The 23,682-nt window shown below is 57.4% G+C and carries 32 protein-coding genes and 4 pseudogenes; 17 read left to right on the forward strand and 19 right to left on the reverse strand.

The window, feature by feature from the left end:
- Positions 1-56 precede the first annotated feature (56 nt).
- Positions 57-296, forward strand: a complete 240-nt coding sequence (locus AC2YI2_RS18570; protein ID WP_487387971.1) for a DUF6894 family protein — start codon at positions 57-59, stop codon at positions 294-296.
- Between the two features lie 915 nt (positions 297-1,211).
- Here AC2YI2_RS18570 and AC2YI2_RS18575 read toward each other — a convergent pair.
- Entirely contained in the window at positions 1,212-1,517 is a 306-nt protein-coding gene (locus AC2YI2_RS18575) for a hypothetical protein (RefSeq protein ID WP_487387972.1), read from the reverse strand.
- Positions 1,518-1,709, reverse strand: a complete 192-nt coding sequence (locus tag AC2YI2_RS18580) for a hypothetical protein (RefSeq protein WP_487387973.1) — start codon at positions 1,707-1,709, stop codon at positions 1,518-1,520.
- 557 nt (positions 1,710-2,266) lie between these two features.
- Between AC2YI2_RS18580 and AC2YI2_RS18585 the strand changes: the two genes are divergently transcribed.
- The gene (locus AC2YI2_RS18585) at positions 2,267-2,605 is read left to right on the forward strand and encodes a hypothetical protein (protein ID WP_487387974.1); all 339 of its coding nucleotides are present in this window, start codon (positions 2,267-2,269) and stop codon (positions 2,603-2,605) included.
- Positions 2,606-2,733: 128 nt separating this feature from the next.
- Here AC2YI2_RS18585 and AC2YI2_RS18590 read toward each other — a convergent pair.
- Both AC2YI2_RS18590 and AC2YI2_RS18595 read right to left on the reverse strand, forming a co-directional pair.
- A pseudogene (locus AC2YI2_RS18590) lies at positions 2,734-3,101 on the reverse strand (nucleotidyl transferase AbiEii/AbiGii toxin family protein); the annotation flags it as partial.
- Between the two features lie 47 nt (positions 3,102-3,148).
- A pseudogene (locus AC2YI2_RS18595) lies at positions 3,149-3,609 on the reverse strand (DUF6088 family protein); the annotation flags it as partial.
- Between the two features lie 131 nt (positions 3,610-3,740).
- Between AC2YI2_RS18595 and AC2YI2_RS18600 the strand changes: the two are divergent.
- Complete coding sequence (locus AC2YI2_RS18600) at positions 3,741-3,944, forward strand: hypothetical protein (RefSeq protein ID WP_487387975.1); 204 nt, start codon at positions 3,741-3,743, stop codon at positions 3,942-3,944.
- A 130-nt stretch (positions 3,945-4,074) separates the two neighbouring features.
- Entirely contained in the window at positions 4,075-4,314 is a 240-nt protein-coding gene (locus AC2YI2_RS18605; RefSeq protein ID WP_487387976.1) for a hypothetical protein, read from the forward strand.
- Positions 4,315-4,795: 481 nt separating this feature from the next.
- Here AC2YI2_RS18605 and AC2YI2_RS18610 read toward each other — a convergent pair whose 3' ends face one another.
- Positions 4,796-5,119 carry an HWE histidine kinase domain-containing protein gene (locus AC2YI2_RS18610; RefSeq protein ID WP_487387977.1) on the reverse strand — a complete coding sequence of 108 codons (324 nt, stop codon included), beginning with the start codon at positions 5,117-5,119 and terminating at the stop codon, positions 4,796-4,798.
- Between AC2YI2_RS18610 and AC2YI2_RS18615 the strand changes: the two genes are divergently transcribed.
- From AC2YI2_RS18615 to AC2YI2_RS18630, 4 genes are all read left to right on the forward strand, one after another.
- Positions 5,111-6,001 (forward strand): methyl-accepting chemotaxis protein, encoded by an 891-nt coding sequence (locus tag AC2YI2_RS18615; RefSeq protein WP_487387978.1) that lies wholly within the window; start codon positions 5,111-5,113, stop codon positions 5,999-6,001. The two genes, AC2YI2_RS18610 and AC2YI2_RS18615, sit on opposite strands and share 9 nt — an antisense overlap.
- Before the next feature lie 262 nt (positions 6,002-6,263).
- Positions 6,264-6,473: a cold-shock protein gene (locus tag AC2YI2_RS18620; protein ID WP_487388164.1), complete on the forward strand. Its 210-nt coding sequence runs from the start codon at positions 6,264-6,266 to the stop codon at positions 6,471-6,473.
- Positions 6,474-6,588: 115 nt separating this feature from the next.
- On the forward strand, positions 6,589-6,807 hold the full coding sequence (locus tag AC2YI2_RS18625; RefSeq protein ID WP_487387979.1) for a hypothetical protein: 219 nt from the start codon (positions 6,589-6,591) through the stop codon (positions 6,805-6,807).
- A complete protein-coding gene (locus tag AC2YI2_RS18630; protein ID WP_487387980.1) occupies positions 6,804-7,808 on the forward strand; it encodes a sensor histidine kinase in 1,005 nt (334 codons plus the stop codon). The genes AC2YI2_RS18625 and AC2YI2_RS18630 overlap by 4 nt, the downstream gene beginning before the upstream one ends.
- 285 nt (positions 7,809-8,093) lie before the next feature.
- Here the strand turns inward: AC2YI2_RS18630 and AC2YI2_RS18635 are convergent.
- Positions 8,094-8,345, reverse strand: a pseudogene (locus tag AC2YI2_RS18635) (DUF2171 domain-containing protein).
- A gap of 319 nt (positions 8,346-8,664) precedes the next feature.
- Between AC2YI2_RS18635 and AC2YI2_RS18640 the strand changes: the two are divergent.
- Together AC2YI2_RS18640 and AC2YI2_RS18645 are read left to right on the forward strand one after the other, a co-directional pair.
- Positions 8,665-9,540, forward strand: coding sequence for an SDR family oxidoreductase (locus tag AC2YI2_RS18640; RefSeq protein ID WP_487387981.1), 876 nt, complete (start codon positions 8,665-8,667; stop codon positions 9,538-9,540).
- Positions 9,541-9,657: 117 nt separating this feature from the next.
- A complete protein-coding gene (locus AC2YI2_RS18645) occupies positions 9,658-9,921 on the forward strand; it encodes a DNA ligase-like domain-containing protein (protein ID WP_487387982.1) in 264 nt (87 codons plus the stop codon).
- Positions 9,922-10,340: 419 nt separating this feature from the next.
- Here AC2YI2_RS18645 and xth read toward each other — a convergent pair whose 3' ends face one another.
- On the reverse strand, positions 10,341-11,114 hold the full coding sequence (gene xth / locus AC2YI2_RS18650; protein ID WP_487387983.1) for an exodeoxyribonuclease III: 774 nt from the start codon (positions 11,112-11,114) through the stop codon (positions 10,341-10,343).
- Positions 11,111-11,293: a hypothetical protein gene (locus AC2YI2_RS18655; protein WP_487388165.1), complete on the reverse strand. Its 183-nt coding sequence runs from the start codon at positions 11,291-11,293 to the stop codon at positions 11,111-11,113. The genes xth and AC2YI2_RS18655 overlap by 4 nt, the downstream gene beginning before the upstream one ends.
- 292 nt (positions 11,294-11,585) lie before the next feature.
- Between AC2YI2_RS18655 and AC2YI2_RS18660 the strand changes: the two genes are divergently transcribed.
- From AC2YI2_RS18660 to AC2YI2_RS18670, 3 genes are all read left to right on the forward strand, one after another.
- Positions 11,586-12,494 carry a 3'-5' exonuclease gene (locus AC2YI2_RS18660; protein WP_487388166.1) on the forward strand — a complete coding sequence of 303 codons (909 nt, stop codon included), beginning with the start codon at positions 11,586-11,588 and terminating at the stop codon, positions 12,492-12,494.
- A gap of 163 nt (positions 12,495-12,657) precedes the next feature.
- Positions 12,658-12,801, forward strand: a complete 144-nt coding sequence (locus AC2YI2_RS18665; protein WP_487387984.1) for a DUF1127 domain-containing protein — start codon at positions 12,658-12,660, stop codon at positions 12,799-12,801.
- A 364-nt stretch (positions 12,802-13,165) separates the two neighbouring features.
- Positions 13,166-13,378 carry a hypothetical protein gene (locus tag AC2YI2_RS18670; RefSeq protein ID WP_487387985.1) on the forward strand — a complete coding sequence of 71 codons (213 nt, stop codon included), beginning with the start codon at positions 13,166-13,168 and terminating at the stop codon, positions 13,376-13,378.
- 197 nt (positions 13,379-13,575) lie between these two features.
- On the opposite strand, the gene AC2YI2_RS18675 is transcribed toward AC2YI2_RS18670, so the two are convergent.
- The 5 genes from AC2YI2_RS18675 to AC2YI2_RS18695 form a co-directional block, all read right to left on the reverse strand.
- Positions 13,576-13,818 (reverse strand): hypothetical protein, encoded by a 243-nt coding sequence (locus AC2YI2_RS18675; protein ID WP_487387986.1) that lies wholly within the window; start codon positions 13,816-13,818, stop codon positions 13,576-13,578.
- The gene (locus AC2YI2_RS18680; RefSeq protein WP_487387987.1) at positions 13,818-14,105 is read right to left on the reverse strand and encodes a hypothetical protein; all 288 of its coding nucleotides are present in this window, start codon (positions 14,103-14,105) and stop codon (positions 13,818-13,820) included. The genes AC2YI2_RS18675 and AC2YI2_RS18680 overlap by 1 nt, the downstream gene beginning before the upstream one ends.
- Positions 14,106-14,698: 593 nt before the next feature.
- Positions 14,699-15,325, reverse strand: a complete 627-nt coding sequence (locus AC2YI2_RS18685; protein WP_487388167.1) for an MOSC domain-containing protein — start codon at positions 15,323-15,325, stop codon at positions 14,699-14,701.
- A gap of 235 nt (positions 15,326-15,560) precedes the next feature.
- Complete coding sequence (locus AC2YI2_RS18690) at positions 15,561-16,310, reverse strand: DNA polymerase III subunit epsilon (protein ID WP_487388168.1); 750 nt, start codon at positions 16,308-16,310, stop codon at positions 15,561-15,563.
- A 211-nt stretch (positions 16,311-16,521) separates the two neighbouring features.
- Complete coding sequence (locus AC2YI2_RS18695) at positions 16,522-16,776, reverse strand: GlsB/YeaQ/YmgE family stress response membrane protein (RefSeq protein WP_487387988.1); 255 nt, start codon at positions 16,774-16,776, stop codon at positions 16,522-16,524.
- A gap of 542 nt (positions 16,777-17,318) precedes the next feature.
- On the opposite strand from AC2YI2_RS18695, the gene AC2YI2_RS18700 reads away from it, so the two are divergent.
- A complete protein-coding gene (locus AC2YI2_RS18700; protein WP_487387989.1) occupies positions 17,319-17,522 on the forward strand; it encodes a hypothetical protein in 204 nt (67 codons plus the stop codon).
- Positions 17,523-17,866: 344 nt separating this feature from the next.
- On the opposite strand, the gene AC2YI2_RS18705 is transcribed toward AC2YI2_RS18700, so the two are convergent.
- Entirely contained in the window at positions 17,867-18,190 is a 324-nt protein-coding gene (locus AC2YI2_RS18705) for a winged helix-turn-helix transcriptional regulator (protein WP_487387990.1), read from the reverse strand.
- A gap of 142 nt (positions 18,191-18,332) precedes the next feature.
- Here AC2YI2_RS18705 and AC2YI2_RS18710 point away from each other — a divergent pair, with 142 nt between their 5' ends.
- Positions 18,333-18,641: a putative quinol monooxygenase gene (locus AC2YI2_RS18710; RefSeq protein ID WP_487387991.1), complete on the forward strand. Its 309-nt coding sequence runs from the start codon at positions 18,333-18,335 to the stop codon at positions 18,639-18,641.
- A gap of 371 nt (positions 18,642-19,012) precedes the next feature.
- On the opposite strand, the gene AC2YI2_RS18715 is transcribed toward AC2YI2_RS18710, so the two are convergent.
- From AC2YI2_RS18715 to AC2YI2_RS18725, 3 genes are read right to left on the reverse strand one after another with little or no spacing between them, the layout of a single operon-like run.
- Positions 19,013-19,258 (reverse strand): hypothetical protein, encoded by a 246-nt coding sequence (locus AC2YI2_RS18715; protein WP_487387992.1) that lies wholly within the window; start codon positions 19,256-19,258, stop codon positions 19,013-19,015.
- 53 nt (positions 19,259-19,311) lie between these two features.
- A complete protein-coding gene (locus AC2YI2_RS18720) occupies positions 19,312-19,476 on the reverse strand; it encodes a hypothetical protein (RefSeq protein ID WP_487387993.1) in 165 nt (54 codons plus the stop codon).
- The gene (locus tag AC2YI2_RS18725; protein ID WP_487387994.1) at positions 19,473-19,682 is read right to left on the reverse strand and encodes a hypothetical protein; all 210 of its coding nucleotides are present in this window, start codon (positions 19,680-19,682) and stop codon (positions 19,473-19,475) included. Before AC2YI2_RS18725 ends, AC2YI2_RS18720 begins: the two co-directional genes overlap by 4 nt.
- A 924-nt stretch (positions 19,683-20,606) precedes the next feature.
- On the opposite strand from AC2YI2_RS18725, the pseudogene AC2YI2_RS18730 reads away from it, so the two are divergent.
- Positions 20,607-20,902: pseudogene (locus tag AC2YI2_RS18730) on the forward strand (transposase); the annotation flags it as partial.
- A 152-nt stretch (positions 20,903-21,054) separates the two neighbouring features.
- Here AC2YI2_RS18730 and AC2YI2_RS18735 read toward each other — a convergent pair.
- On the reverse strand, positions 21,055-21,351 hold the full coding sequence (locus AC2YI2_RS18735) for a DUF982 domain-containing protein (protein ID WP_487387995.1): 297 nt from the start codon (positions 21,349-21,351) through the stop codon (positions 21,055-21,057).
- 87 nt (positions 21,352-21,438) lie between these two features.
- Complete coding sequence (locus tag AC2YI2_RS18740; protein ID WP_487387996.1) at positions 21,439-21,915, reverse strand: Hsp20 family protein; 477 nt, start codon at positions 21,913-21,915, stop codon at positions 21,439-21,441.
- Between the two features lie 579 nt (positions 21,916-22,494).
- Between AC2YI2_RS18740 and lov the strand changes: the two genes are divergently transcribed.
- The gene (lov, locus tag AC2YI2_RS18745) at positions 22,495-23,550 is read left to right on the forward strand and encodes a blue-light-activated histidine kinase (protein ID WP_487387997.1); all 1,056 of its coding nucleotides are present in this window, start codon (positions 22,495-22,497) and stop codon (positions 23,548-23,550) included.
- Positions 23,551-23,682 lie beyond the last annotated feature (132 nt).

The following is a 23,682-nucleotide window of genomic DNA, read 5'->3' on the forward strand; positions in this document are numbered from 1 at the left end:
AAGCCGGAACTTTCCGTTGCAAATCATGTTTCGCCAAAAGCAGTACGGCGAGTCCCATGCCAATATTTTTCTTTCATGTGCGTGACAGCGCTCCGCTTTTCAAAGACTACCGGGGGACAGACTTCCCTAATCTCGCCATGGCCGTAAACGAGGCGCATTGCATTGCCGCAGAGATCGTAGGCGGTCTGCTGGGGCGGCCAATCCTGTTCGCCAACCTACAAGTCAACATTTGCGATGCGGCCGGAAAGATCCTGGAGATCGTGGACATGCCGGACACTGCCGGTTTCCCGAGGTAGAGCCGACCCAGGCACGCAGGCTGACGCCTTCGAGGCCGACCACAGTACAATCAGTTAGTGTTCCACTCGCAGCCTCTATCGGAGGCGCCTACTGGCCTTCAGGCCACGCCGATTTGCCTCGCGGCGATCCTCGGCTGCCAGCACGATCTTGAGCGCCAGCTTGCGTGCGATACCGTGCTTTCGCGCAAAGTACGCCGCAGAATATTGCTTGGGGTCGGATTGTCGAACGAACATCTGGGGAACTCGGTGAGCGGATGATAGTTCGTATCACCGGCTTTTCGATGTTGTAAAGCGACCGGCCGTCTTATTCTTAGCGCACTTGGAGCTCTGTCAGCACTGCCAAACGGCAACCGCGATGTTGGGTGACGCCGATCATTAGGCGCTCAAGATGACGGGGATGTTAGTACGTCTGATCAGCTCCCGCCGCAAGCAGCTACCCTGAAGCTACCGCTTGGAAAGCACAACGGGTGATCGCTGTAAGCGAAGCGATCGGAGTGCAGCCGCATTCGCTGCAAGGTAAAACGCACATGAGAGTGTGGCAGCGACCGTGAAAATTGTTTCGGCCATATTAGCGACTCCTGCTTTCACTTTCGTCAGTGAACCACAGTTCGCTTGATAGCTGAATCGCAAGAATTAGGGAGGGGCTGGTACGACGCAAACCGGCCGGCAGCTCGCAGTTACGTGCCCGGCCGTGCTGAGCGCCTTAGCGGCGACGGGCGGAAAATTATCCAGCAGTGATTACGGACTTGTTTAGTCGTCAGATCAGCTCGGCCCACTTGCGAATATGCCGAAGGGTGACAATCATCAAGATACCGAAGACGCTTAGGATGATGTAGGCATGAGCTGCGGGGAAGTGCACATAGTAGGCTCCTTCAATCTTTGGACAACTGACGGTCGGCGGAAGGTTTCTTATTGTCAAGCCGCGATTACAATGCTCGCATGGGGTGACGTCTCATCGACCTCCATTAGCAATATGCCTCGATACGTATTGTCGTCCTTCCATTCCGCGGTCCTCTGGAAGGAGTCCAACAAGCCCGGCGTGGCCGCTATACTTTTCGCGTCCACGCCTCGTTGGTGGAGGGCATCAAGAACGCCGTCGAGCCAAGCGCGGCCGGCCTCGAAGCCGATAGTGTCGATGTCGACGTTTGCAGCGCTGCCACCGGCTTCGGCGAGCTCTTCGCCGGCGTGGCGGCCGGCGTCAGTCCAATCAATCTCTGTCATCTATTCAGCCGCAAATCTGTACATACCGTTTTCGCGCTCGATTTCGGCGAGCAGCTGGTCAGCTTCAGCTTTTGCCTTGACGACTTGCATATATGTGCGTCGTCGCGGTTCGTCGGCCATGATGGATCGACGCGCCTGATCCAGCTCAGCGACCACTTGGCGAAGACGGTGTTCAACATCAATCTCGTTCATAATAACCTCCCTGAGGAGCGATTAACGCCGGGCAGTCGGTCAGGTTCCTGTGCGGTTTCGCACATACCTTGGAATGACAGGGCGGAGCGGCCACGATTGTGGGGCGGCTCCTCACGCGGACGCGCTTCTTCTAATCGATCCTTTCAAGCATTTCTCGGAGGAATGCTTTTGTGATGGCGGAGATCCGTTTTCCGCGTTCCTCAAGAGACTCGCAGAGCTGCGGTTGGATGAGGTCAGGCATTGCCGACCTGGCGGGCTCGGACGACGACCGACATCTTGCCGCGGCCACTCGCCTTACGCTCCTCGGCAGCCAGGCCATGGCGCTGTCCCAGACGGCGTGGCCTGCATCGAGCTTCAGGGGCGCAGACGCCGCGATTTTGGACGCTCTATCATGGCGTAGTTGAGCTGGATTGATTGCATGCTGTCTATGGCTGAAAGCTCTGAAGTTCAGTATGCCTTGGGATCCGACACGGTCGGGCATTGCGAAGGGCAAGAAACGGCCATTCGTCCAGGCCCCGGGTCAGCTGATCATCAACCCGAGAAATAGGAGGCTTCACATGACCACAGCCACGATAGCGAGGGTTTGGCGAGGACGGACCCGACGAGACATCGCTGACGAATACGAACGATATCTATTAGCCGAAGGAATTCCGCCTCTGCAGAAGACCGCTTTGGGCGTGCAGTTGTTTCGGGAGGATCGCGAAGAAGAGACTTGGTTCACGACGACGTCTTACTGGCCGAACATTGCTGCGATGACGGCATTTACCAAAGGGGACCCGGTCAAGGTTCATCATTTGGCCAGAGACGCCGAATACCTGATGGAACTGCCCGAACGCATCGCCATCCAGACAATCGTCATCGATCTCAATCATGGCGGTGAGCACGAGCGGCATTGACTGAAATCTGTCCATCTTGTCACGCCGCGCTCCGGGAGCAATGCGGGTTTGGCCTTGGCCGAGGATCGGGCTCCATCTTTGCATGCCGCCGCAGGATAGCGCATGACCCACACCGGGACCAAGGCCCCCAAGGGGCCTGAGATGCACTGCCGCCCGGCCTCATCGACCTTTCCGACCAAGACCTTCTGTTACTGCGTCCCTGACGCAATCTCGGCTTCGAGTGGAACTTGGAGATCGGTCTCGTAGATGCCGATATCGATGTCTTCGGAGAAGCGTCGGATCAGTCCATACGCCTTGCTCAGGCTCGTGCCTCCTTTGAAATAAGGGCGCGTCGCATCGGCCGGCCGCCGATTGAAGAGGAAATCGAGCGCCCAGCAGACATAGAGATCTTTTTCGACATTTTAGGCGCGTCTCCAGTCCCGCGTCCGCGCGGGAAAATGAGCGCTCGCTGTTCATCAGCAGTAGAGCGAAGAATCTCAAGAAAGGATGGATACATAGCGGGTTTCCGATTCCTGCCCACTCTTTTCCATTTCCGTCCGCAAACGACAGCTCCGCGACAATATCGTTCACAACAGCATACATCCATGCTGGAAGAGCGTTGATGTTTTCCTGCAGGTCCTGGAGGATCGCCTGTCGGTGTGAACTCTTTGACAGATGGCGGACGATACCGCTGACGGCGGGTTCGAGAGTTGATCGGTCGTCACGAAACCAGTTGAGGGCCTGAACAATCCGCATGGCCGGCCGGCCGGCCCAATATGCGGTCTTGGCGGCGATGCGCTTGAAATCGAGCGTATAGACTACCGGCTTCGCAGCACTCGGGTCCCCGGCATTGGCCTCGATCTCTATCGTACGTGGATATGTATCCGGATAGATCGTCAATCGTGCGGGAACGGATGTGGTTAGGCCAAGGTCATTGGCGGCAGTCATCCCATCGACCAGTATGCGCAACTTGAACGCCGCGCGATTGCGTCGATGAAGGAGGAGCGTGGTGGAAACAGCAACTCAACGCTGCGCAGGGCGCATTCGCTCGTGAACAATTTTGAGTAGTTGAAAATTTCAGAATCCCCCGCGGAACTTTTGGCCCGCTTCCGTCATTTTTCCGGGCGCAAAAGGTCTAAGGACAGGGTCTTGCGTCATGGATAGAGAGTATACGGTTCGTATCGGAAAATCCGAATTCCTCATCACGGTACAGCAGATTGGTGCCGCTAGCTGGTTGGCAAGGGCGACCCGCGATGACGGTGAGATCATCGAGTTTCCCGGCGACGATGCTTCATATGCTTTGGAACGCGTGAAGCAGCACCTCATAGCCACCGACCAGAGCGATAGTGAGGCGGCGTAAGCCAACCCGCTACCCGCGGCGAAGCTTGCGCGAGGCTGTCCAAAAATCCGATTTGGCATTTTGCGATGAGACTTTTCCATTTCACACCCGTTACCGCCATGAAAGCCAAGTAACAACCGGGATGACGCTCATGTCCAAGCGTGTGAAAGTGCAGGAAATGGTCATGCAGATGCACGAGAAGAACCTCGTGCTGGTAAATATCCTCCGAGATATCGTGGAGAACGAGACGTCGTATCATTTGAACGGTAATGAGGAAGATGAAGTGCTCTACCGCGTCCTCGCCGACAAGGCCGCACGTCGCCGGGAAATCCTCGGCGAGATTTTCAACTTCCTCCGTAAGGAAGACATGGCGCGCCGGGTGAACGCTTAGCAATACGGTTGCCAGTGGGCTGGGTCATGATTCAGCATGGCCACCTATTAGCGAGCCGTCAAGGACAAGCGCGTGAGCGACACTGAAGTACAGTAGTGTGGCGAGCAATAAGCCGATTTCTTGCAGTCTGCTTCGCGGTGTTCGTTGCCTTCCTCACTGGGTGATTTGAGGCCTCAAACAAAGTTCATTCTAGAGAAGCCGAAATCTTTGGGAGCAGGCAAAGATGCAAGTCTCCGGAGGGTAAAGCTGGGGTCACTGATGCGACATTCTTTCGAGGGCGGGGAAGTGGGACGCCGGTGGTCATGCGGGGTAATGGCCTGTCCTCGAACGACTGAAGGCGGAATGGTTCCATTGGCGCGGAAAATAATGCGGCCCCAGCCACTGGAGTACGACTGGGGCCGACTTGCTCGGCGCCAGCGGCGAAGTGGTTGGGGAACTACGTGCTGGCGCGTATCAACTGTCCAGCGCAAAGGTGGTTCCGTCAGCCAAAAAAGCCCTCCGAAGACGGTTCGGCAAGCCGAATGAGTCTCCTGGTGCGGAGTTCGTGAAGGGACATGGCGATCGCCACCGTTGCCTTGACCTGGGCGGATTTCTGGCCCGGTGATGGTAAACTGGGGCCGCGAAAGAAAGGGGCGATTGTCGCTTTGACGAGGTGGTCTCCAAATAGCGCGGTGAAGGCTTCACCGATGGCACTTAACCGCTTCCTGAAGGTCGATAAGGCTTCAGAAGTCGAGGTCGCCTTGCGGAACGTCTGCTGGGCAATGCCTTGGACTATGGCAAGGGCGTTCTTGATCCAGTGGCCCATTTCGGTTTCCAGCGGCTCGCGTTAGGCTCGCGCCGCATTCCGCTCGCCCATGAAGCTGTCATCGGCTCCCTCAAGCGGGCATTGGACGAGCTCTCGCGCGGCAATCTCGGCTTCCGCATCGACAGCCATTTTTCCTCAGCCTACGAACAGCTGCGCACGACCTTCAACTCCAGCGTCGATACCCTCGCGCGCTGGATCGACGCGGTATCGGACGCGACCGGCACGCTCCGCCACTCGTCCTCCGACATCTCCGAGGCAATGGACGCGCTTTCCCAGCGCACCGAACAGCAGGCTGCGACGATCGAGGAAACCTCGGCCGCACTGACCGAGATCACCGCCGCCGTCGGCAACTCCTCATCCCAGTCGGCCGAAGCAAGCCGGATGATGTCCGAGACCAGCCGCGCCGCCGCGCAATGCGCCGGCCTGATGCGCGATGCGATCGGTGCCATGCAGCGGATCGAGGGCTCGTCCGGCCAGATCGGCTCGATCATCAATGTAATCGACGAGATCGCCTTCCAGACCAACCTGCTCGCACTCAACGCCGGCGTCGAGGCGGCACGCGCCGGCGAGGCCGGCAAGGGCTTTGCCGTCGTCGCCCAGGAAGTGCGCGAACTCGCTTCGCGATCGGCCAAAGCCGCCAAGGAGATCAAGGCACTGATTTCGGCGTCCTCGGAACAGGTCGGCGCCGGCGTCTCGCTGGTCAACCGCACCAGTGATGCGCTCACCGACATCGAGGCCAAAGTCCAGCGTGTCGGCGAGCTGATCGACGCAGTCGTCACGTCGTCCAGCGAGCAGTCCTCGGCGATCGGTGAGATTAACAGCTCGGTCCATGCGATGGACGACGTTACGGGCGTGGATTTTTGTCGTAAAGCCACCGCGTGATCGACCAAGAGGCAGCGCCCCCTAGGGTAGCCCCAACCTACCGAAGCATTTGCGTAAATCCCTTCCAACATCCGCCATAACTTTACGTTGACAACGGTGTGGCGTGGCACTATCTGTAGTTTATCGAGATTTGCTTGCTGAGCTTTGGTTACCGCGCGATTGGCACCGCGCCCTGAACGAACCTTCCTTTCAAAAATCGCTAGCACTGTCCGTTGCGTTTTCGCGTCAATGGTCATTCGAAATTGCTATGAAAGGGTTCGTTATGATCACCGACACAGTTAAATGGTTCAATTCCACCAAGGGCTTCGGCTTCATCCAGCCTGTCAACGGGGGTCAGGACGCTTTCGTGCACATCTCCGCTGTGGAGCGCGCCGGAATGCGGGAAATCGTCGAAGGCCAGAAGATCAGGTTCGACATGGAGCGCGACAACAAGTCTGGCAAAATGTCCGCCTGCAATCTCCAGGCTGCCTGATCTGAACTGCCTCCTCTTTGACCACGGATGTACTGGCACTGCCGGAAGTTAGTGATTGCAAAGGTCGGGCTCTGATCCGGCTCTTTTTCGTTTTTGGGAGGTGATCGGAGACCCCATGTCGAGCAAGAATGCCCGCGAGCAGGCCGAGACCGCGTTCGGCGATCTGCAATCCCAGTTTTTCGCGCGCTTCAACACTAGTGAAGAGATCGAGCAAGTGACGAAAGCGCGTGAGGATAAGACGATCGGTCTAGGCGACGCGAGACACGCAAAAGAAGAGCACGACCGCCTAATCGCTATTTTCAATCCTGCTCCTAAACAAAGGAAGAGGGTGTGAACAACAAGTTTGGTTCCGAGCATTCCGATTGGTCATATAGCCAGTTGCGCGAGGCTATCGAAGCGGCAGGGGTCGCCCTCTGGTCGTGGCAGGTCGACAACGACGATCTTGTGATGGACCGACAAGGTTATGTGCTGTGGGACGTTACCAAGACCCAACACCTCACCTTTGAACATCTTTCTTCAAAGATTCATCCGGCAGATCGGGATCGAGTAAGAGCTGCCTTCACGGCGACCCGGGCCGTTCTGGGACCCTATGAGATCGATTTCCGAATAATCGTAGGGCCTGATGTGCGTTGGATATCAGCACGGGGACAAGGCAATGACGCGGGAATGAAGAACCGCAAGATGACGGGAATCTTTCTCGATGTGACGGGTAGGAAAAACGCCGAGGAAAGCCACGAACTTCTTGCGGGCGAAATGAGCCATCGGGTGAAAAACCTGCTGGCGATAGCAACGGGTCTGACCCACATCACATCGCGATCGTCGTCTTCGATCGAGGACATGACAAAGCAACTGACGACCCGCCTGACGGCTCTTGGCCGTGCCCATGACCTCGTCCGTCCGCTGCCGCAGGGACAAGGAAATGCCGCTCTGCTGGGCGACATCATCACTGTCTTGCTTGCGCCCTATGATGATGAAGGCGCTTTCGCAGGACGCATCAGGGTGGCGGTTCCGCGTCTTGGTGTGGGCGAAACGGCCGCTACCGGACTCGCGTTGGTAATCCACGAACTGGCAACGAACGCAATGAAGTACGGCTCGCTGTCGGTACCGGAAGGCACGCTGGACGTGTCGGGCTCGATGGTCGACGACAATGTCGAGATACAGTGGACAGAGCGCGGCGGCCCCGTAGTCGTCAGACCGGATGGCGTAGGGGGTTACGGAAGCAAGCTTCTTCACAGAACGTTGGCGGGTCATCTGGGCGGCACGCTGGAGCACGACTGGTCGGAAGAGGGGCTGTTGGTGACCTTGAGGATCGACGGCCGACACCTTCCCATATGAGCCGGCAATTCGAAAGCCGACGGCGTCACTTGAGGCTTATCCAAGTCGGCGCGTGGTCGCTAGTGTGCTCCCAGCGCCTGACCTCCTCGTCGACGCCTACCTTCGCCAGACTTGCGCCGTGTCCGGCCATTCAATCTCGCCTATAAGTTTGGCGTCGGGGGTCTTGGCTTCTTGAAGGCACACGACGTCTGGCGAAGCTTATTCAAAGCCAACGCGTCAGGATGTCGATCGTGCCGCATATGCCGTTGAAGCTCGCGATCTTCATGGCTGGAAGGCGGTTTCAGGCTATTTCCCTCCCTCGAAGGTAACCGCCACGTCTCCGTTCCCTGACCGGCGGACCGTTTCGCCCTCGACTTCGGCGACGAGGCTCAGTGAAATCTAATGATGATGGTCCTTGTGCTGGCCTTCGCCCGAATCTTTTTTGGTAAGTTTGATACGGTCGTCTTCGACGCCTTCGACGCCGTCGACCATCGCGACATGGACGCAGTCCGCGCCGATCCCCTCGGCATGCTCTTTGATCTTGCTGGCTTCGATCATTCCGATCTCCGTTGACGCGGATGCATTGTTGCAAAAAAGCGACGTGCCATCGGGGACGGGGAGACGATGGCGGGGCTGTTTCCAACCGCGGGAGGGGCGGTCGGTCGGTGCTTGGCTATCAGGCGCATGCTGGAACTTAATGTTCCTAAATTGAGTCTAAGGAACCTATCGCCCTGTCAGCGCTTTTCCTCGCCGAAGGCCCGGACCTGTCAATCTGACATGACGGCATGAAAACGCGAAGTTTATCCGATATCTCACCGCGGGCCACGAAAGGCCAGACGAGGTTGTCCGGGCGCTTCCTTAGCGACAAGGATCGATCATGCAAGACCCCACTTTGAAGTACCCACAGCCGCCGTTCGACAAGCAAAAGCAGCCCTGGCCCGGGCTTGCGTCGAAGATGGACCCTGTGCCCGATCACGGCGAGGAGAGCTACAAGGGCTCAAATCGTTTGAAGGGCCGCAAGGCCCTAATAACCGGAGGCGACTCCGGAATGGGACGTGCCGCTGCTATTGCGTACGCGCGCGAAGGAGCCGACGTTGCCATCAACTACCTCCCGGCCGAGGAGGAGGACGCCAAGGAAGTCGTCGCCCTCATCGAAAAAGCCGGACGGAAGGCCGTGGCATTGCCCGGCGATCTGCGTGATAAGGATTTCTGCGAGAAACTCGTCAAAGACGCTGTCGCCGCCCTCGGAGGCCTCGACATCCTCGTCAACAATGCCGCCCGGCAACAGACGAAAGCTGACATTGCTGACATCTCTTACGAGGATTTCGACGCGACGATGAAGACCAATGTATACGCGACCTTCCTGCTGACCAGGGCGGCGCTCAAGCACATGAAACCTGGTTCAGCGATCATCCAATCAACATCCGTTCAGGCTTATGATCCTTCAGAAGATTTGGTCGATTATGCACTCACCAAGTCGGCGGTCATGAGCTTCACGAAGTCCATGGCCAAGCAGCTCGGCCCGAAGGGCATCCGAGTTAACGCAGTTGCGCCCGGGCCGATCTGGACACCTCTGCAAGTATCGGGTGGTGCGACAATGGAGAAGCTCGAAAATTTCGGCGGTCACACGCCGCTCGGACGACCAGGCCAACCTGCGGAACTGGCCTCGATTTACGTCCAACTCGCCGCCGAAGACGCCAGCTTTGCCACTGGACAAGTTTACGGTGCGGCCGGCGGCGGCGGGCAGCCCTGAGATCGAGGGAGATGTTATGAGCGACCACGACGTCGAAGCATCACGCATGGAAGGCACAATTGGACTGATCGATTTGCGGGGATTGCGGCGGCAGCGCGTGAATTCAGCCTTAGAAAAATGATCCTGGTCGGTAAAGCGGTTCTGCTGGACGAGCAAGGACGGTGGAGTTTCTCCGCGCTGCAGAAGGCATTCGGCGGTCGAGGTGAGAAGCGCAATGCCAGCGAGGTAATCTTCTCTTCTTTCGATCTGCTATACCTCGATGGTTATGACCTGACGAAACTCGGCCAACACGAGCGCCGGCATATGGATGCAGCCAGGCTCTCGAAAACGATCGAGGCCGACGGCGATGAGCTTCTGAAGCAAGCCTGCGAACTCGACTAGAAGTCATCATTGCCAAGCAATATGATCACCCATACCGATCCGGCCGGACCGGGGATTGGCTCGAGGTCAAATGCGTGCAGTGCGACGGCTTTATTGTCGTCGGCTATGAGCTGTCGGCGGTCGTGTCCGGCGTCATTCCCAGTTTCCTCCTCGCCGCGGAGCGAAAAGGCGGCCTGATCTCTCTCGGTGGGGTCGGCACCGACTTCAAGCGGACGCAGGCGATTGCACTCTGCCGGCAGCTTGTCGCCGTTCGAACGCCGGAGAAATCTTCTCGATCAATTCACTGCCCCTCATCGCTGAGCAACACCGACTATATGGGGCTCCATCACCCGTTTTGGCGCGCAATCCTGAGCCTCGGATGTACGAAGTGGTCCGGGTCTAGGGCGCTCCCTGAAAGGGTCGAGCGCCCTTTCACTTCCTCAGTCCCTGAGCTCGATCCAGACCGGCGCATGATCGCTTGAATGTTCCCAGCCCCTTGCGAACTTGTCGACGCCGCAGCTTTTGAGCCTCCGCTCTAGCGATGGACTGAGCAGGAAGTGATCAATCCGCAAGCCAGCATCTCTGGCAAAGGCATTCCGGAAATACTTCCAGAATGTGAAGATCCGTTCATCGGGATGAAGATGCCTGATGGCATCGGCCCAGCCTTGAGCGACGAGGTCAGCGTACGCCTTCCTGACTTCCGGCCGGAAGAGAGCGTCGTCGTGCCAGCGTTCTGGCTTGTAGACGTCCAGGTCCGTGGGCATCACGTTGTAATCGCCGATCAGGGCGACAGGGACTCCCAGTTCCAAGAGCTCGGCCGCGTATTGTTGGAGACGATCAAACCACTTGAGTTTGTAGTCGAATTTCGGGCCCGGCGCCGGATTACCGTTGGGTAGATAGAGGCAACCGATAACAATGCCGTCGATCGCTGCTTCGATATATCGGCTATGGCTGTCATCGGGGTCGCCGGGGAGGCCCCGCCGCGTTTCGATCGGCGCGCCGCCTCGGGCGAGGATCGCGACGCCATTCCACGATTTCTGGCCATGCCAAATGGCGCCGTAGCCCGCCTTCTCAAGTTCCCGCGCCGGAAACTTGGCGTCCGGCGCCTTGAGTTCCTGCAGACAGACGACATCGGGCGCTGCCAGCTCAAGCCATCGCAACAGGATGCTCAGTCGCCCATTGATGCCATTGACGTTGAAGGTCGCGATCTTCACGGGCGACGCTTGCGATCGCCCCTATCGCCCTGGCCTGGCTTGGCGTCAGCTTTTGCTTCCCGCCGCGCATCGGCCGAAAGCGATCGGGACACGTCAACGCTTTTCTTGAACTTGCCTTCGTCGTCACGCCTGACATAGCGCTTGTCATTTCCGGTATCGATCAGCTCACGCTTAGTCATCATGATAGACTCCAATTGTTTGGCGAAGACCTCAACGCATTTGATCGCCGAAAGATGCATGCAGTAACGTGGATGCCGAAGGCGAGGATACTTTGGGTTCGGTTTGTTCACGATTAGGTTCTCGGGTGTTCCGTTACAGGCGCAGGACCGCGATAGACATGTGGATATACGGATGTCGGAATAGATCGAGCAGCGACACGGCCGTTGCTGGCAGGTATTGAATTGCATGGCATTGCAGTTCGACATGTTTTCCAACGAAGAGCGCGAGACGGGGCGCAAGCGCGGCCGCAGCATGCCATCAATGCGCCAGCCGTCACGAGAGCTGACCGAAGCGGACATGGTACGGCGTCTCCAAGACACCGGGCGATATCGTATTCTCAGGAAGCTCGAGCCCAGGGCTGTTGCCGAGGTCGTTCGTCCCGAGTTTCCGCTGCGCGGTGTCATCCTCGATACCGAGACCACCGGTCTCGATCATCGCAAGGACGAAGTCATCGAGATCGGCGCGATTGCCTTCTCCTTCGATGCCGCCGGCAACATCGGCGACGTTACCGGAGTATATGGCGGACTGCAGCAGTCCAGCATACCAATACCCGCTGAGATCACGAAGCTCACCGGCATTACCGATGACATGGTGGCGGGGCAGGTCATCGACATCGCCGCCCTGCGAGAACTCATTGAACCCGCCGATCTTGTGATCGCCCATAATGCTGGTTTCGATCGTCCGTTCTGCGAGGCCTTGTCACCAATTTTCGCCGACAAGGCATGGGCATGCTCGAACTCCGAAATCCAATGGCCGTCCCGGGGCTATGAAGGCACCAAACTCGGCTATCTCATCGGACAGGCAGGTTATTTCCACGAGGGTCATCGCGCCGTGGATGACTGCTTTGCGCTGCTCGAAGTGCTGGCGCGCGAGGCGGAAGGCATTGCCGCGACTGCATTTGCCGAGCTCTACCAGGCCAGCCAGCGGGCCCGCGTTCGCGTCTTCGCCGAAAACAGCCCCTTCGATATGAAGGACCACCTCAAGGCGCGCGGTTATCGATGGTCGGATGGCAGCGACGGCCGGCCCAAATCCTGGTGGGTCGAGCTGGCGGAGGAGGTGCTGGACGACGAACTGCACTATCTCCGCTCCGAGATCTATCGCTGGCCGGACGCCGATCCTTCGATCCGCAGGCTGACGGCCTTCGACCGGTTCAAGGCCTGAGCAGACCAAATCCAGAAGAGCGCGGCATGCAATTTATGCATGCCTGAGGTGTCATCTTATCCATTATTTGGGAGGCTTGCCCGACCTATATCAACGTCATCGAAACGACGCGGGGACTGAACAAGCGGTAGCCAGCGTCCCATCCTCTCGAAAGGGGACTATCATGAACGTTGCACGCACCTTCACCAACTGGGTCAAGTTTCGCCAGACCGTGAGTGAACTCGGCCGCATGTCGAGCCGCGAACTCAACGACATTGGCATCGACCGCGCCGATATCCGTCGCATCGCCCGGGGCTCGGCCCTCTGATTGAATTCAAAGTTCGAGCGGCCCACTCCTCCTCCCAAAGGGTCGTTCGTCGGAATAGCGATACTCCTCCCCCTAATCGCTATTCCACTTCATGAAGCCTGCCGCACCTCCTCCCGCGGCAGGCTTTTTCGTTGGGAGCGGGACAGAATGAGCAGCCGCGATGTTTATATCTGGACCAACAGAAATCTCGGACCGATGGCATCCTTTGGCGTCATCGGTCGTTTTTGGTGACTCGGCATGGGGATGGCGGGATCTTGTGTGAGGGGATTTGCATGAATCTTGAAGAATTATCGGGTGTTGCACCTAACTGCGCGCGCTAGTCGATGCTGTTTGCTGGTCATCAGTGACATTCGTTGGAGCGGGTATGACCCTGCAGCCTAAGCCGCCGTCGGCGACATTCTTGCATATGTTCGACGAGATCGTCTGTCTCAAGCTTGAGGGCGAATGGTGTTACGTCGAGAGCGGGGAGCCGGCCCTGCAAAGTCTTCCCGAACGCTTTGCGTATGAGGCCAAACCGTCGTGGCAGCGGGCCCATTTTACATGCACGGCGTTTCTCGCTGGTCAGGTTGGAATCTAAGGCGCAAAGCGTGCATTGATTGTTGCAGCCAAGGCCCCCGGCATTCCCTTGGAAGTGGCGAGCACCTTCTCTGCCGTCGAACGACACGTGGAGAAGGCCGCCACCGAGGTGTTGATGATCACTGCTGTATGGCGGTCAAACAAATGGCTGCCCGGTCATCGACGGGCCACCATCCTTACCCATCGGATATGGGAGGCTCAATCGTTGGTCAGGCGCCCGTAGCCATCGCTTGTCAGGATGGCGGACTGGTTTGGTCCATATTCTTTCCAGCCCTGCAGATTGGCATAAGCCAGCCCGGCCTCTATATCCTCGGGGTCCAACTCCCTGTCCTGAAAGTCGCCGACGAGATCGAGCGCGGACAGTGCCTCTCCAACGGCGGTTCCGGCGGAGCGGAATGCGTCGAGCACGAGATGGCCCTTCTCCTCGTCGGTCCTTGCCATCAGGGGTGTGCCCAGCTGTGCCATGTGGACGGCGGGACTGGAGCGTACTGGCCGTTAAGCGCTTCGACGCCTGACGTGGTCAGCTTCAGCGCCTGGATATCGGTCCGCTCGACCCAACCGGACGAAACAGCGTAATGGACACCGGCGACCATATCGGACACGGGCAGACAGTGGCGGCGGAAGTACTCGGCAATGTGGTTCCATGAAACTTCAGCGCCAATGTGGGTATACGGAAACGCTTGCAAGACGCGCTTTGCGGCCTGGGCTGGACTAACTCTCTTGCGCATGTGGCTCTCCCTTGCGGCAAAACAGAATGCAGCTACGCAAGGTAAGTTCCCGAAAGGAAAGGTCCGGTACGATACCGCACGCGGCATGATAACCATGTTGCTCCGTAGAGCCGGAAGAGTTCGCTATCGTTCACGGTGTATATGCGAAGATCGCCTCAGAGGGATGGTTTACCCGTTCCAACGAACGCCGTGGGCAATTGCGGCAACGGTTGATGACCTCTACCGGGGCGGCGTCACCAACCCTCAGGATTTGGCTGCGCGGTGCCGGTCACTTGCGCTGCAGAATTTTGAGAATGGTAGCATGGAACACTAGCTACCATTCCACGCTAAGCGGTTGAGCCTGGTGCCGTCAGCGAGTTCTGCGAGTAGCGCATCGGCATCGTCTCTTGCCTTTGAGACCTGCATATTTGTCTGGCGGCGCCGCTCGTCGGCCTTGGACGTGCATGATCGAGCTCCGCAACCAACGCCCGCAGTTTGTCGGCAATATCAATGGTGCCCATAAGAACTTCCCTAGCATCGCAGCTCAAACGCCCGTGGCGTCGAAGGGTAGTTGTGCGATAGCGTGCCCATCCCTCGAAACCAGCGGATTGGGCTCAGAATTTGATCTTGCCCGTCGCCAATGACGCTCGAAGCTTGTGATGCACAGGCGCTGAGAGATAGGCCGCCAGGCTCTCGCCGGAAATCGTCTTGCCAAAATTCCGCATCATTTCCGGCATGGTGATACGGCTGCCTTTGTACGCGATTAGCTCGGCGTCCATCCCGGCTTGCAGCTGTCCTGGCCTGATGACGCGGCAATAAAAGCCCGGCCGCTCGGCTTTGCGGTATCGCTTGACGAATTGCGGATCGCTCATCTTCGCAGCAAAGGTCGAACACGGCATTCGCGGCGCTGTCACCTCCAAAATGACATCGCTGACAAGCAGGCGATCTCCAACGGCGACAATCTCATTGTCTAGCTGGTCAATGACGAGGTTCTCACCGAATTCGCCATGCTGGATCGGCCTGTCGAGATCCTCGCTCCAGCGGCCCAACGAAATGCCACCCTCGACATAGATGGCCTGATCAGGACCGCCATGATATCGCCGGTCGCAGATGGCGTCTCCTTCGAGCCCTTCGAAACCGAGCGCTAACGGCCCTTCAACGGGATGTTTGTGAATCCCGGTCTTGTAGCGCTTCCCGGGAAGGGTCTCGGGATGACCGATAGAGACAGAGAGCAGGCGCATTGAGGTCAAGGTCTAAAATCTCCGTTGTGTACCGATCAACCGTAATGGATTAGGGCAGTTCCTATGGAAAACTTCAGAACTCTCTAATGCTCAAGGGAACCTGACCGCAACCTGGAAGTTTAACGCGCGGCGGACTATCCCTCCCAAGCGTCCGCGATAGCGCGGGCTGTGTCGCTTCCCCTCGATACAGCCCGCGCGCATTTGCGACCCTGACTTGATTGTGACTGCGCAAAACTTAGAGCAGCGACCTCTGGGCGGGTTCGGCTTTGAGCGATCCCTGGTTTTCTCCGCGGCGGGCGAGTTCGGTCTCGGCCGTGAAACGAACATCCACATCCCGGTCTAACGACAACTCTTGCAACGAGTCCATGTTCAGCCTATCCCACCCCTCGCCTCGATCGCGGCCCGAGGGAACGCGGGGCAGGAGACCGGGCTCACAGCTCCAGGCCAACAACTGCTCGAGGGATGCGTCGTTCAATAGGTCACGCAAATGATGGGCTGTGACATAGGCGTCAGGCATTGCCCGATGGGCGGGTAGTCCGAGCTCGTGAATCAAACCATCCGGCATCCGTTGATAGCGGAGCATCTGGTTGGAGAACCTCGGCAGCTCCGGCCAAACGCGCAAGGCACATTTCCAGGTGCAGATCCATGGCGTGCCGCCACAGAGCCTCGGCGTACAGTAACGCTGTTCGAACGCTGCACGATGAGCGGCGAGCGCCTGAAAGCCTTCGCCAGGCTGCAGGATCGATGCCGCGATCTGCTTCCAGAGAGGCGCCTCGGCCACCTGAAAATCGAGGATGTGGTGAACCGCCATTGCTTCGGCAGAGATTGCTCGCCCTGGATTGACGAAGAGAGCACCGCGCTCGTCGTTCAGACGCCATCGTCCATCCTGCTCGAGCATAACATCCTGCCAACCGATCTCGCAGACGTCGTTTGGACCGTTTCCGGCAGTCTCAAGATCTATGACACGGACTTTCATCTCTTCCATCAACTTTGTGTCCCGTATGTCAGCTTCAGCATTTGAGATCGTCAGCTTCGGTCAACAAGAAGGTCGCTGGCTCGGCTCCCATGAAGACCCTCGCTTCTGGTTCGTTGGAACGCGGAAATCTCAGTCGTCAAAGAACCGGAGAACTGGGTGCGGACGATCTTGCCCAATCCCGCGAAACCGAAGTACCGCCGGATTGGACAATCGTTTGAAGTTAAGCCCGTCTTATCAGGCGAAGCAGGAGCAACAGAATAATGGCGCCGAGTACGGCAGACAGAATGGCTCCCACGTAGCCAGCTCCCAGGCTTATGCCAAGACGTGGAAACAGCAGGCCTGCGATAAGGGCGCCTACTATGCCCACGACGATGTTCCCCAGCAGGCCAAAGCCATAACCTTTGACGATGACACCGGCTAACCAGCCTGCGACCGCTCCGATGATCAGAAATAGGACGAGACTTTCGATACCCATGTTACATTCCCTCTTCGATGCCATGCTGGCGGCTCGATATGGTTGATATCGACGAGTAAAAGTCAAACTGAACTGGCAGGTCCCTATCATGAAACCTAGACATATGTCGGGAAGAGTGAATCAGACGGCTGGGCGCTTCAGACTAGGCGATGCCGGGCTCTTTGCTGGCAATCAGAGCGTTGATCGCCTTAAGACTGTAATCGGGACCACGGAGCAGCAAAGTCGGTAGGCGATAAGCCAACCAGCCGCCGTAGCGAATTCAACTCGGACGCTTACCCCCAGAGGCGAGCGCATTGCCGCTGTCCTGATCAGTCTGTTGATCGCATTCTTCTTCGGAAGATTTGCCAAAGGATGGGCCAAAACTGTCCTTCGCTCCGTGGCGAACGTTGAGCCGAAACCCAATTAAACGCTCGGCCAAACGGTCAGTTCCTCTCATCGCCGGATCAAACGATTTTATTTTTTTGGATGTCGTTTGGGTTTGCTCAGGTGTCACCGGTCGGCTTTATAGCTAGCCATCCGGCGGTCTAACTTTATGGGTCAACATGAAAGTCAGGACGACAGATACGGCACGCTTTGAAATTTTTCGGGTTCAGACCCATTTCGCCGTTGAGCGCTTGATTGAAGAAGCGACAAAGAATGGATTTTCTGCGGACGACGCAATTGACGTACTGGAGCAGGCGCTTGACGTGATACGCACCTACCATTCGACCAGCGCGATACGCCCCAAAACGCTGCGCCTATTTTAGCGGGCGCACGGTCGTTTAGACAAACGGACCGGTCCACCGTCTCCTGTTGAGGTAGTTCGTGTTCAATGTTCCAATTTCTTCCGCCGTGTGGGAACTATTAGGAATCCGGCAAGTTATTGTGGCAAGCCGACGTTCCCGCCCCTCCACAAATCGTTGGCTCCCGCGCATCCCTGTCCCCGAGGATGCACATCAATAGCCCCAGCCTGCCCCAGCAGCTGGGGTTTTTGCTGCCGCAACCCAGTTGCTGAAAGTGGCTTTCGCACCTCAAAAGGCGCTCTCTTTTGCGTTGGCGACACGGAGTAGTTCCTTCAGGCCGCCCTCGGCCCCTCTAAATGCCTGCGATATTAAGTGGATCTTGCCTTGTGCAGAACGCCCCAATTGCCCACGGCATTTAGGACCGGAACGAGGGTGCGACCATAATCCGTATAGTCATATTCGACGAATTCTATCGAACCTACTTTGAAGGGTGTACGCGATATCAGTCCGTCGCGCTGCAAGGCACGAAGGTTCTCATGCAAAACCTTTTCGGAAACTTCCACGACCCGATGTAGTTCGCCGAACGAGGCCGCCCCGTTCCGCAAGTGCCATAAAATACGTGGTTTCCATTTGCCACCGATCGCTTGAATCGTGTCCATGACAGGGCAGTCGTTCAGCTTGTCAAATTTCATGGATCTTTCCCATTTTTTCGATCGTCCGGGGCCGAACAGGTAATAGAGGCGTCATTTAGCCGTACACCCCTTACCTTGAGGTAAGCCATTGCCAGGACTGAAGAACAGTTCATGATGACGGCGAGTCAATCGGGGAAATTCAATGACAGTCGAATACATCCGCTACCAGATGAAAGAACATATGCCTGAGGATCTGATCGAGGCGTATAGCGTCGCCACAGAGCATCTCCGCGCCGCGCCACAGTGTGTGGGATATGATCTTGCCCGCTGCGTGGAAGAACCGCTCACCCTAATTTTGCGAATCCAATGGACATCGACGAAGGATCATCTGGAAGGCTTTCGCAAAGGTCCTCACTTCCCTCCATTTCTAGCGCTCATTCGCCCCTTTGTCGGGGAAATCGCGGAAATGCGGCACTATGAGTACGGCAACGTCCAATGGCAGCGATCGTAACGCAAGACTCACAGTGGAAACCTCGCTGCCCGCTGACCACGTGGAAGGGTCGCTCCATATGGAGGTTTGGCACGACATTGGAACAAGTTCACGATCTCCGCCTATCAGACCGTGCCCGACACGGCCGCGACCCGCGCCCGGATCGCGTTCGTGCGCGGCCGCCAGCCCGGAGCGGCCCGCCACTCTTAAAGGTAACGGGATCCGCCATCGTCATTTTGCAGTGCTAATCTCAGTTTGAGGTGGCGAACGAAACGGTTGCCAACCGGTCGCGAGGGCTCCGAAAAACACTATCATCGCGACGCACAAAAGCGCCAAGGTTGTTGTGGCAATTTCAGTTCGATTGGTTCGCATGGGCCGATAAACGCCGATGCCTAAAAACGGTTCCCGTCTTCGCTTTCGGCTATTTGCTCTGCGACAATTCCGTGGCTAATGAACCGGGTAATTTGAATTTGCGATGCTTCCTTGGTGCAAAGCACCTTCACCCGGGCTCCGTTTTCGACCAACGCAGACGCTTTCTGAAACGCTGAATCGAACTCCAGCGGTTCTGCATCCTTAGCCATTCCGCCGTCATCTTCGTCGATGACATAGAACCGAGCATCTCGAATATCTAGGGCCATGGTCTATCCTAATGTCTGGCCTTCCGCGGGGACCGGATCGTCCGCCAATGCTGTTACTGGCCTTCGCAAACTACCTTGAACGTCATCAGCAGATCGGCAGCCGAAAGACCAGCATCGGGTGCGTCGGCTAAGATTTCACCCATGTGTTCCTCAAATTGCTGTTCCAGCTCCACCAGCCGTCGCAGGTCGCCGAGTGACCGCGACGCCAGGTTCATCAAGGTCCTCTCCTCAAGAAGTCAGCACCAGAATGCCGACGCAAAACAAGAATGCTGCGCTCAGAAATCCGATTGAAACCAGATGCCAATGTTCCATGACAGCCTCCTTTCGCGACGGATTCAATTACCTTCAGCCCCGAAAGTTCCAGTGCCAGGAACGCCTCCGGCCGATTGCCATCAATTGCAAGGGCCTTGAGCTGGAATTGCATGGTGTCGGCCGCCATCGGCCCAGATACAACGGAAGGTTCCGACGCTGCAACTCGCCAGAAATATCCAAGGCTGATCAACACTAGCGTGCAGGGTAAGTTGTCTGGACCCGATTGCTGAAAAAGAGGAAATTAAATGTCTGAATTTCGCATCTGGTCTTCCTTCATCGCCTGGCTGCTTTTGCCCTCTCGCAGCATGGGTAACTCAATGGCTGCTTATCTTGCTCAGTCCGCAAACGCACCATGGCTTCGTTGCTCTAGCTATCATGTCGAGAGTGTTCGCCGCGTATGGCGTGCGATCCCCAGTGCGGTGTGTGGGTCAAGTCTCAGTTCGACGCGGCCAATCGGATCTTTTGTCCGGCTTCGCGCACAGTTGTGTCGCTTCAGTCAAGGTTCAAAGCTCTTCTTCGCCCCCTCGGCGAGGCGGGGTCCGATCCTGTTTGATCGTCTCGCCATTACGATGGTGATTTGGTCAGCAAACAAACAACCTCCCGCCGCGAGCAGCATCAAAAACATTCCGACAACACCGTTAAGGCTGATTGCCTCACCTTGAATGACTGCACCGACGCCAACTGCTGCTTTGAGCGATCTCGTGAGCCTTTTCGCCTCAGCGGCGGGCTGGCTTCTTCTTGACACATCCAAGAGTGGACGGCGCCTGCGGTGTTCTGATGCCAACTGCGGACGCGTGAACGTGTCAACCGATTTCGAATGAAAAAAGGGTAAAGCGGCCACCAAGCGCGCGATGCTTGCGGCATGTTGTTCAGCATATTCGATCGCAATCCACCTACCCGCTTAGCCATCGCGTTGGGCGACAGGTGGGCGGCAGCATGCGTTTTCGTCGCTGCCTTAGCGGTCGTCAACAATTGAGCGTAAGTGCCGTTAAGCTCAACTCATTAGAGGGTTTGTTGTCGCAGCAGGTGTCTGCACGGGGCCCTCGCGCCAGACGCAAGCCGATGGATATCTTCGCGCCCGGCCTTCGCGTGCTCGGCAAGCTGTTCCGACGGCTGTTCCTCACCCGGCTGGTCGCTCTACATGAAGCGGGCCGGCTGAGCTTCGTCGGGTCGATCGCAGACCTGACCGAGCGGCGGGCCTTCCTGCGGCATCTGTCGCCGGTCCGGAAGAAGCGCTGGGTGGCCTATACCAATGCGCTGTTCGCGGGGCCGGAGGCAGTGCTCGCATATGTGTCCCGCTACTTCCACTGGGTCGCGATCTCGAACTGCCGCGGTCTCCTTCGACGAGACTAGTGCCTTCCGAAGGACTACCGCGGCGCTGGCGAACCGACAGCTAGCGAGCGGCAACCGAGTTGAGGCCTGGCCCGTCCGACCTGATCTCACCAAGTCCGAGGCGACCCGCGGAACATCACCCGGTCTACCCCTTAGTGGACGTGTGGGTCGTTGGGCCGGTGGGCTGCGGCGACCAGATAATCCAGGTCCGGCGCGATCAAATCCTGCTTGCGGGCAAAAGCCTCGAAGGCTCCACGGGCGGTCTCCGCTTCGATGTCACCTACCAAGGCGGCCTTGCAGGCTTTGAGGGCCATCAGCTGGGTCGAGTTCCGCATATAGCCGGGCGCATCGTTCAAAAACATATAGGCTTCCAAGACGTCACGGATTTCCCGCACCACGCCGAGACCAACAAGAACGCGGACAGGTTTGTCAAAAGTATCGGGTTTCATGACTCCTCTCCTTTCATCCCGATTATTGAGCAGCACCGGGCTGGAAAGCCCGGTTCTCTGCAGTCCTTGCCGACAAGCGGCGCTATGTCAGGCGGCCCGCTGCCCCTCGATCTGCTGCGGATTGGCCGAAGTCACAGACGCGGCCACGGTTTGGATCTCAATCTTGCGCGGCTTCATTTCATCTGGAATCTCGCGGAGGAGATCCACGGACAGGATGCCATTATCCAGGCTTGCCCCCGTCACCTTGACGTGGTCAGCAAGCTCGAACCTGTGCTCGAATGGACGGCCGGCAATGCCACGGTGGAGATAACCTTCAGCTTTGTCCCCTTCCTTTCTGCCGGTGACGATCAGCAGGTTCGATTGGAACGTGAGGTCGAGATCCTCTTCATCGAAACCAGCCACCGCAAGAGTAATCCGGTAGGTGTCATCTCCGGTCTTGAGGATATCATAGGGTGGCCAGTCACTGATTGGACGGACGCGTTGGGCGTTTTCCAGAAGATTGAAGACCCGGTCAAAACCGATGCTGGACCGGAATAGGGGGCTGTAATCGTAAGATGTTGCCATAGCCATATCCTCCTTGAAGCAACATGGGTATTAAGGCCATCGAGCCTTTTAAAACCGGCCCTTCTCGGCGCCGGCACGGATCGATTTAGTTGGGGTGTCTTGCAGTTCAAGATCTTCCCCAAAATTTTTTGGGAGCGTCGTCTTCGCCCCGCGCAGACTGTCGGCCTCTGTTCAGCCCTTTGGCCCGCCTCAACGCCCAGAAGCGCTGGATCTCGCCCCGCGGCCCATCAAGCTGTTTCAGCGCGGCGAGAATATCCTGAAGGCAGATTTGGGCACGGGGCACCCGGGTGGGCGGCTCCTCTCAGGGTTCACAACAACCCGTTCTGGCACACTCAATACAGTCGGAGGTCATGATAGAAGCCACCGTCCGTTACAAGAGTGATCGCCGCCGCCGCGCTGACGGCGTCCGAAGATGATCGTACCCGACCGGAATAGGCGAAGATTTGTTCCAGGCGCGCTCGGACATCGCGCACGAGTATCGAACGGGGGAATTCCCACTCAGGACCCAACAGGGAGGGTGTCCGCGGGATCAAAACTGCGGCGTCGGTCGTTTATGTGTTCCACTACGTAGAGGTACCCGTGTCTGATTCCGAGCATTCTACAGCCAATTTCCACGGTGACCGCCCGTCGGCGACTTCTGAAAAGGGCTTTCTTGATCACAAGGAATTGTCGGCTACAGCGCTTGAGCGGACTCGAATGCCGATAACTATCGCCGACGGACGTGCTCCAGACTTTCCGATCGTGGTTGCCAATAAGTCATTCCTGAGCCTGACAGGGTATGGCGCTGAGGAAGTCATTGGCCGCAATTGCCGTTTCCTACAGGGGCCAGCGACTTCGCCAGTCGCCGTCGCGGAGGTTCGAACCGGATTGCGGGAACAACGCGAGGTCAGCGTTGAAATCCTGAATTATCGTAAGAATGGCTCGCCCTTCTGGAACCGGCTCCACATAAGCCCTATTCATGACGACGACGGAAAACTGATTTACTGGTTTGCCTCGCAGATCGATAATACTCAGTTCCGCAGAATTCAGGCGTTGGAAGCCTCCGAACACCGGCTGCTCATGGAGGTCGATCATCGATCGAAGAACGTGCTCGCAATCGTGGACAGCATTGTACGGCTCAGCAACGCGCGCGACCCTCACATATATGCGGCATCAATACAGCATCGCGTCCAAGCGCTTTCCCGCGTTCACAGTCTGTTTGCGGAGCGAGGCTGGAGCGACATTCCGCTTGAGGATGTGGCTCGGCAGCAGGTACAGCCGTTTGGAGGAAGGCGGGCCTCGTTCCAGGGGCCGCCGGTCATGCTGTCTCCTATCGTGCTGCAGCCCTTGGGACTCGTATTCCACGAGCTTGCTACCAATGCCGCAACCTATGGCGCTTTTGCTGTTCCGGACGGCAAGGTCAGTGTGGAATGGACCCACAGCGAAGGAATGTTGAGCATCTCGTGGTTGGAGAGAGGAATTTCCGAAACCGTTCGAGCGGTACACAAGGGGTTTGGCGGTGTGATGGTGGATGCCATGGTGGAACGCCAGCTGAATGGTCAGATTAAGCGAGAATGGGCGCCGGGCCGCCTCGCTGCACTCATTACGCTGCCGGCTCCGAAATCTTCCCAGTTCGATGAGACCGAAATAGACTGAATCCGCATCTGCCAGCCGGCACGACAGGCGGCCGCTATCCATAGGTCTACCGCTTCAATGCGGCTGTGCATCGGCAGACTCTGTAGTTTACTGTTGCAGCGACCTAAAGAACGAAGCCGCCGCCGCAGTCCA

Source organism: Rhizobium sp. SRI_017, assembly GCF_057586295.1.

Coding starts and splice junctions, on each gene's coding strand:
- AC2YI2_RS18570 (WP_487387971.1), top strand. CDS start 57: ATGCCAATATTTTTCTTTCATGTGCGTGACAGCGCTCCGCTTTTCAAA.
- AC2YI2_RS18575 (WP_487387972.1), bottom strand. CDS start 1,517: ATGACAGAGATTGATTGGACTGACGCCGGCCGCCACGCCGGCGAAGAG.
- AC2YI2_RS18580 (WP_487387973.1), bottom strand. CDS start 1,709: ATGAACGAGATTGATGTTGAACACCGTCTTCGCCAAGTGGTCGCTGAG.
- AC2YI2_RS18585 (WP_487387974.1), top strand. CDS start 2,267: ATGACCACAGCCACGATAGCGAGGGTTTGGCGAGGACGGACCCGACGA.
- AC2YI2_RS18600 (WP_487387975.1), top strand. CDS start 3,741: ATGGATAGAGAGTATACGGTTCGTATCGGAAAATCCGAATTCCTCATC.
- AC2YI2_RS18605 (WP_487387976.1), top strand. CDS start 4,075: ATGTCCAAGCGTGTGAAAGTGCAGGAAATGGTCATGCAGATGCACGAG.
- AC2YI2_RS18610 (WP_487387977.1), bottom strand. CDS start 5,119: ATGGGCCACTGGATCAAGAACGCCCTTGCCATAGTCCAAGGCATTGCC.
- AC2YI2_RS18620 (WP_487388164.1), top strand. CDS start 6,264: ATGATCACCGACACAGTTAAATGGTTCAATTCCACCAAGGGCTTCGGC.
- AC2YI2_RS18625 (WP_487387979.1), top strand. CDS start 6,589: ATGTCGAGCAAGAATGCCCGCGAGCAGGCCGAGACCGCGTTCGGCGAT.
- AC2YI2_RS18640 (WP_487387981.1), top strand. CDS start 8,665: ATGCAAGACCCCACTTTGAAGTACCCACAGCCGCCGTTCGACAAGCAA.
- AC2YI2_RS18645 (WP_487387982.1), top strand. CDS start 9,658: ATGATCCTGGTCGGTAAAGCGGTTCTGCTGGACGAGCAAGGACGGTGG.
- AC2YI2_RS18655 (WP_487388165.1), bottom strand. CDS start 11,293: ATGACTAAGCGTGAGCTGATCGATACCGGAAATGACAAGCGCTATGTC.
- AC2YI2_RS18660 (WP_487388166.1), top strand. CDS start 11,586: ATGCCATCAATGCGCCAGCCGTCACGAGAGCTGACCGAAGCGGACATG.
- AC2YI2_RS18665 (WP_487387984.1), top strand. CDS start 12,658: ATGAACGTTGCACGCACCTTCACCAACTGGGTCAAGTTTCGCCAGACC.
- AC2YI2_RS18670 (WP_487387985.1), top strand. CDS start 13,166: ATGACCCTGCAGCCTAAGCCGCCGTCGGCGACATTCTTGCATATGTTC.
- AC2YI2_RS18675 (WP_487387986.1), bottom strand. CDS start 13,818: ATGGCAAGGACCGACGAGGAGAAGGGCCATCTCGTGCTCGACGCATTC.
- AC2YI2_RS18680 (WP_487387987.1), bottom strand. CDS start 14,105: ATGCGCAAGAGAGTTAGTCCAGCCCAGGCCGCAAAGCGCGTCTTGCAA.
- AC2YI2_RS18685 (WP_487388167.1), bottom strand. CDS start 15,325: ATGCGCCTGCTCTCTGTCTCTATCGGTCATCCCGAGACCCTTCCCGGG.
- AC2YI2_RS18690 (WP_487388168.1), bottom strand. CDS start 16,310: ATGGAAGAGATGAAAGTCCGTGTCATAGATCTTGAGACTGCCGGAAAC.
- AC2YI2_RS18695 (WP_487387988.1), bottom strand. CDS start 16,776: ATGGGTATCGAAAGTCTCGTCCTATTTCTGATCATCGGAGCGGTCGCA.
- AC2YI2_RS18700 (WP_487387989.1), top strand. CDS start 17,319: ATGAAAGTCAGGACGACAGATACGGCACGCTTTGAAATTTTTCGGGTT.
- AC2YI2_RS18705 (WP_487387990.1), bottom strand. CDS start 18,190: ATGAAATTTGACAAGCTGAACGACTGCCCTGTCATGGACACGATTCAA.
- AC2YI2_RS18710 (WP_487387991.1), top strand. CDS start 18,333: ATGACAGTCGAATACATCCGCTACCAGATGAAAGAACATATGCCTGAG.
- AC2YI2_RS18715 (WP_487387992.1), bottom strand. CDS start 19,258: ATGGCCCTAGATATTCGAGATGCTCGGTTCTATGTCATCGACGAAGAT.
- AC2YI2_RS18725 (WP_487387994.1), bottom strand. CDS start 19,682: ATGCAATTCCAGCTCAAGGCCCTTGCAATTGATGGCAATCGGCCGGAG.
- AC2YI2_RS18735 (WP_487387995.1), bottom strand. CDS start 21,351: ATGAAACCCGATACTTTTGACAAACCTGTCCGCGTTCTTGTTGGTCTC.
- AC2YI2_RS18740 (WP_487387996.1), bottom strand. CDS start 21,915: ATGGCAACATCTTACGATTACAGCCCCCTATTCCGGTCCAGCATCGGT.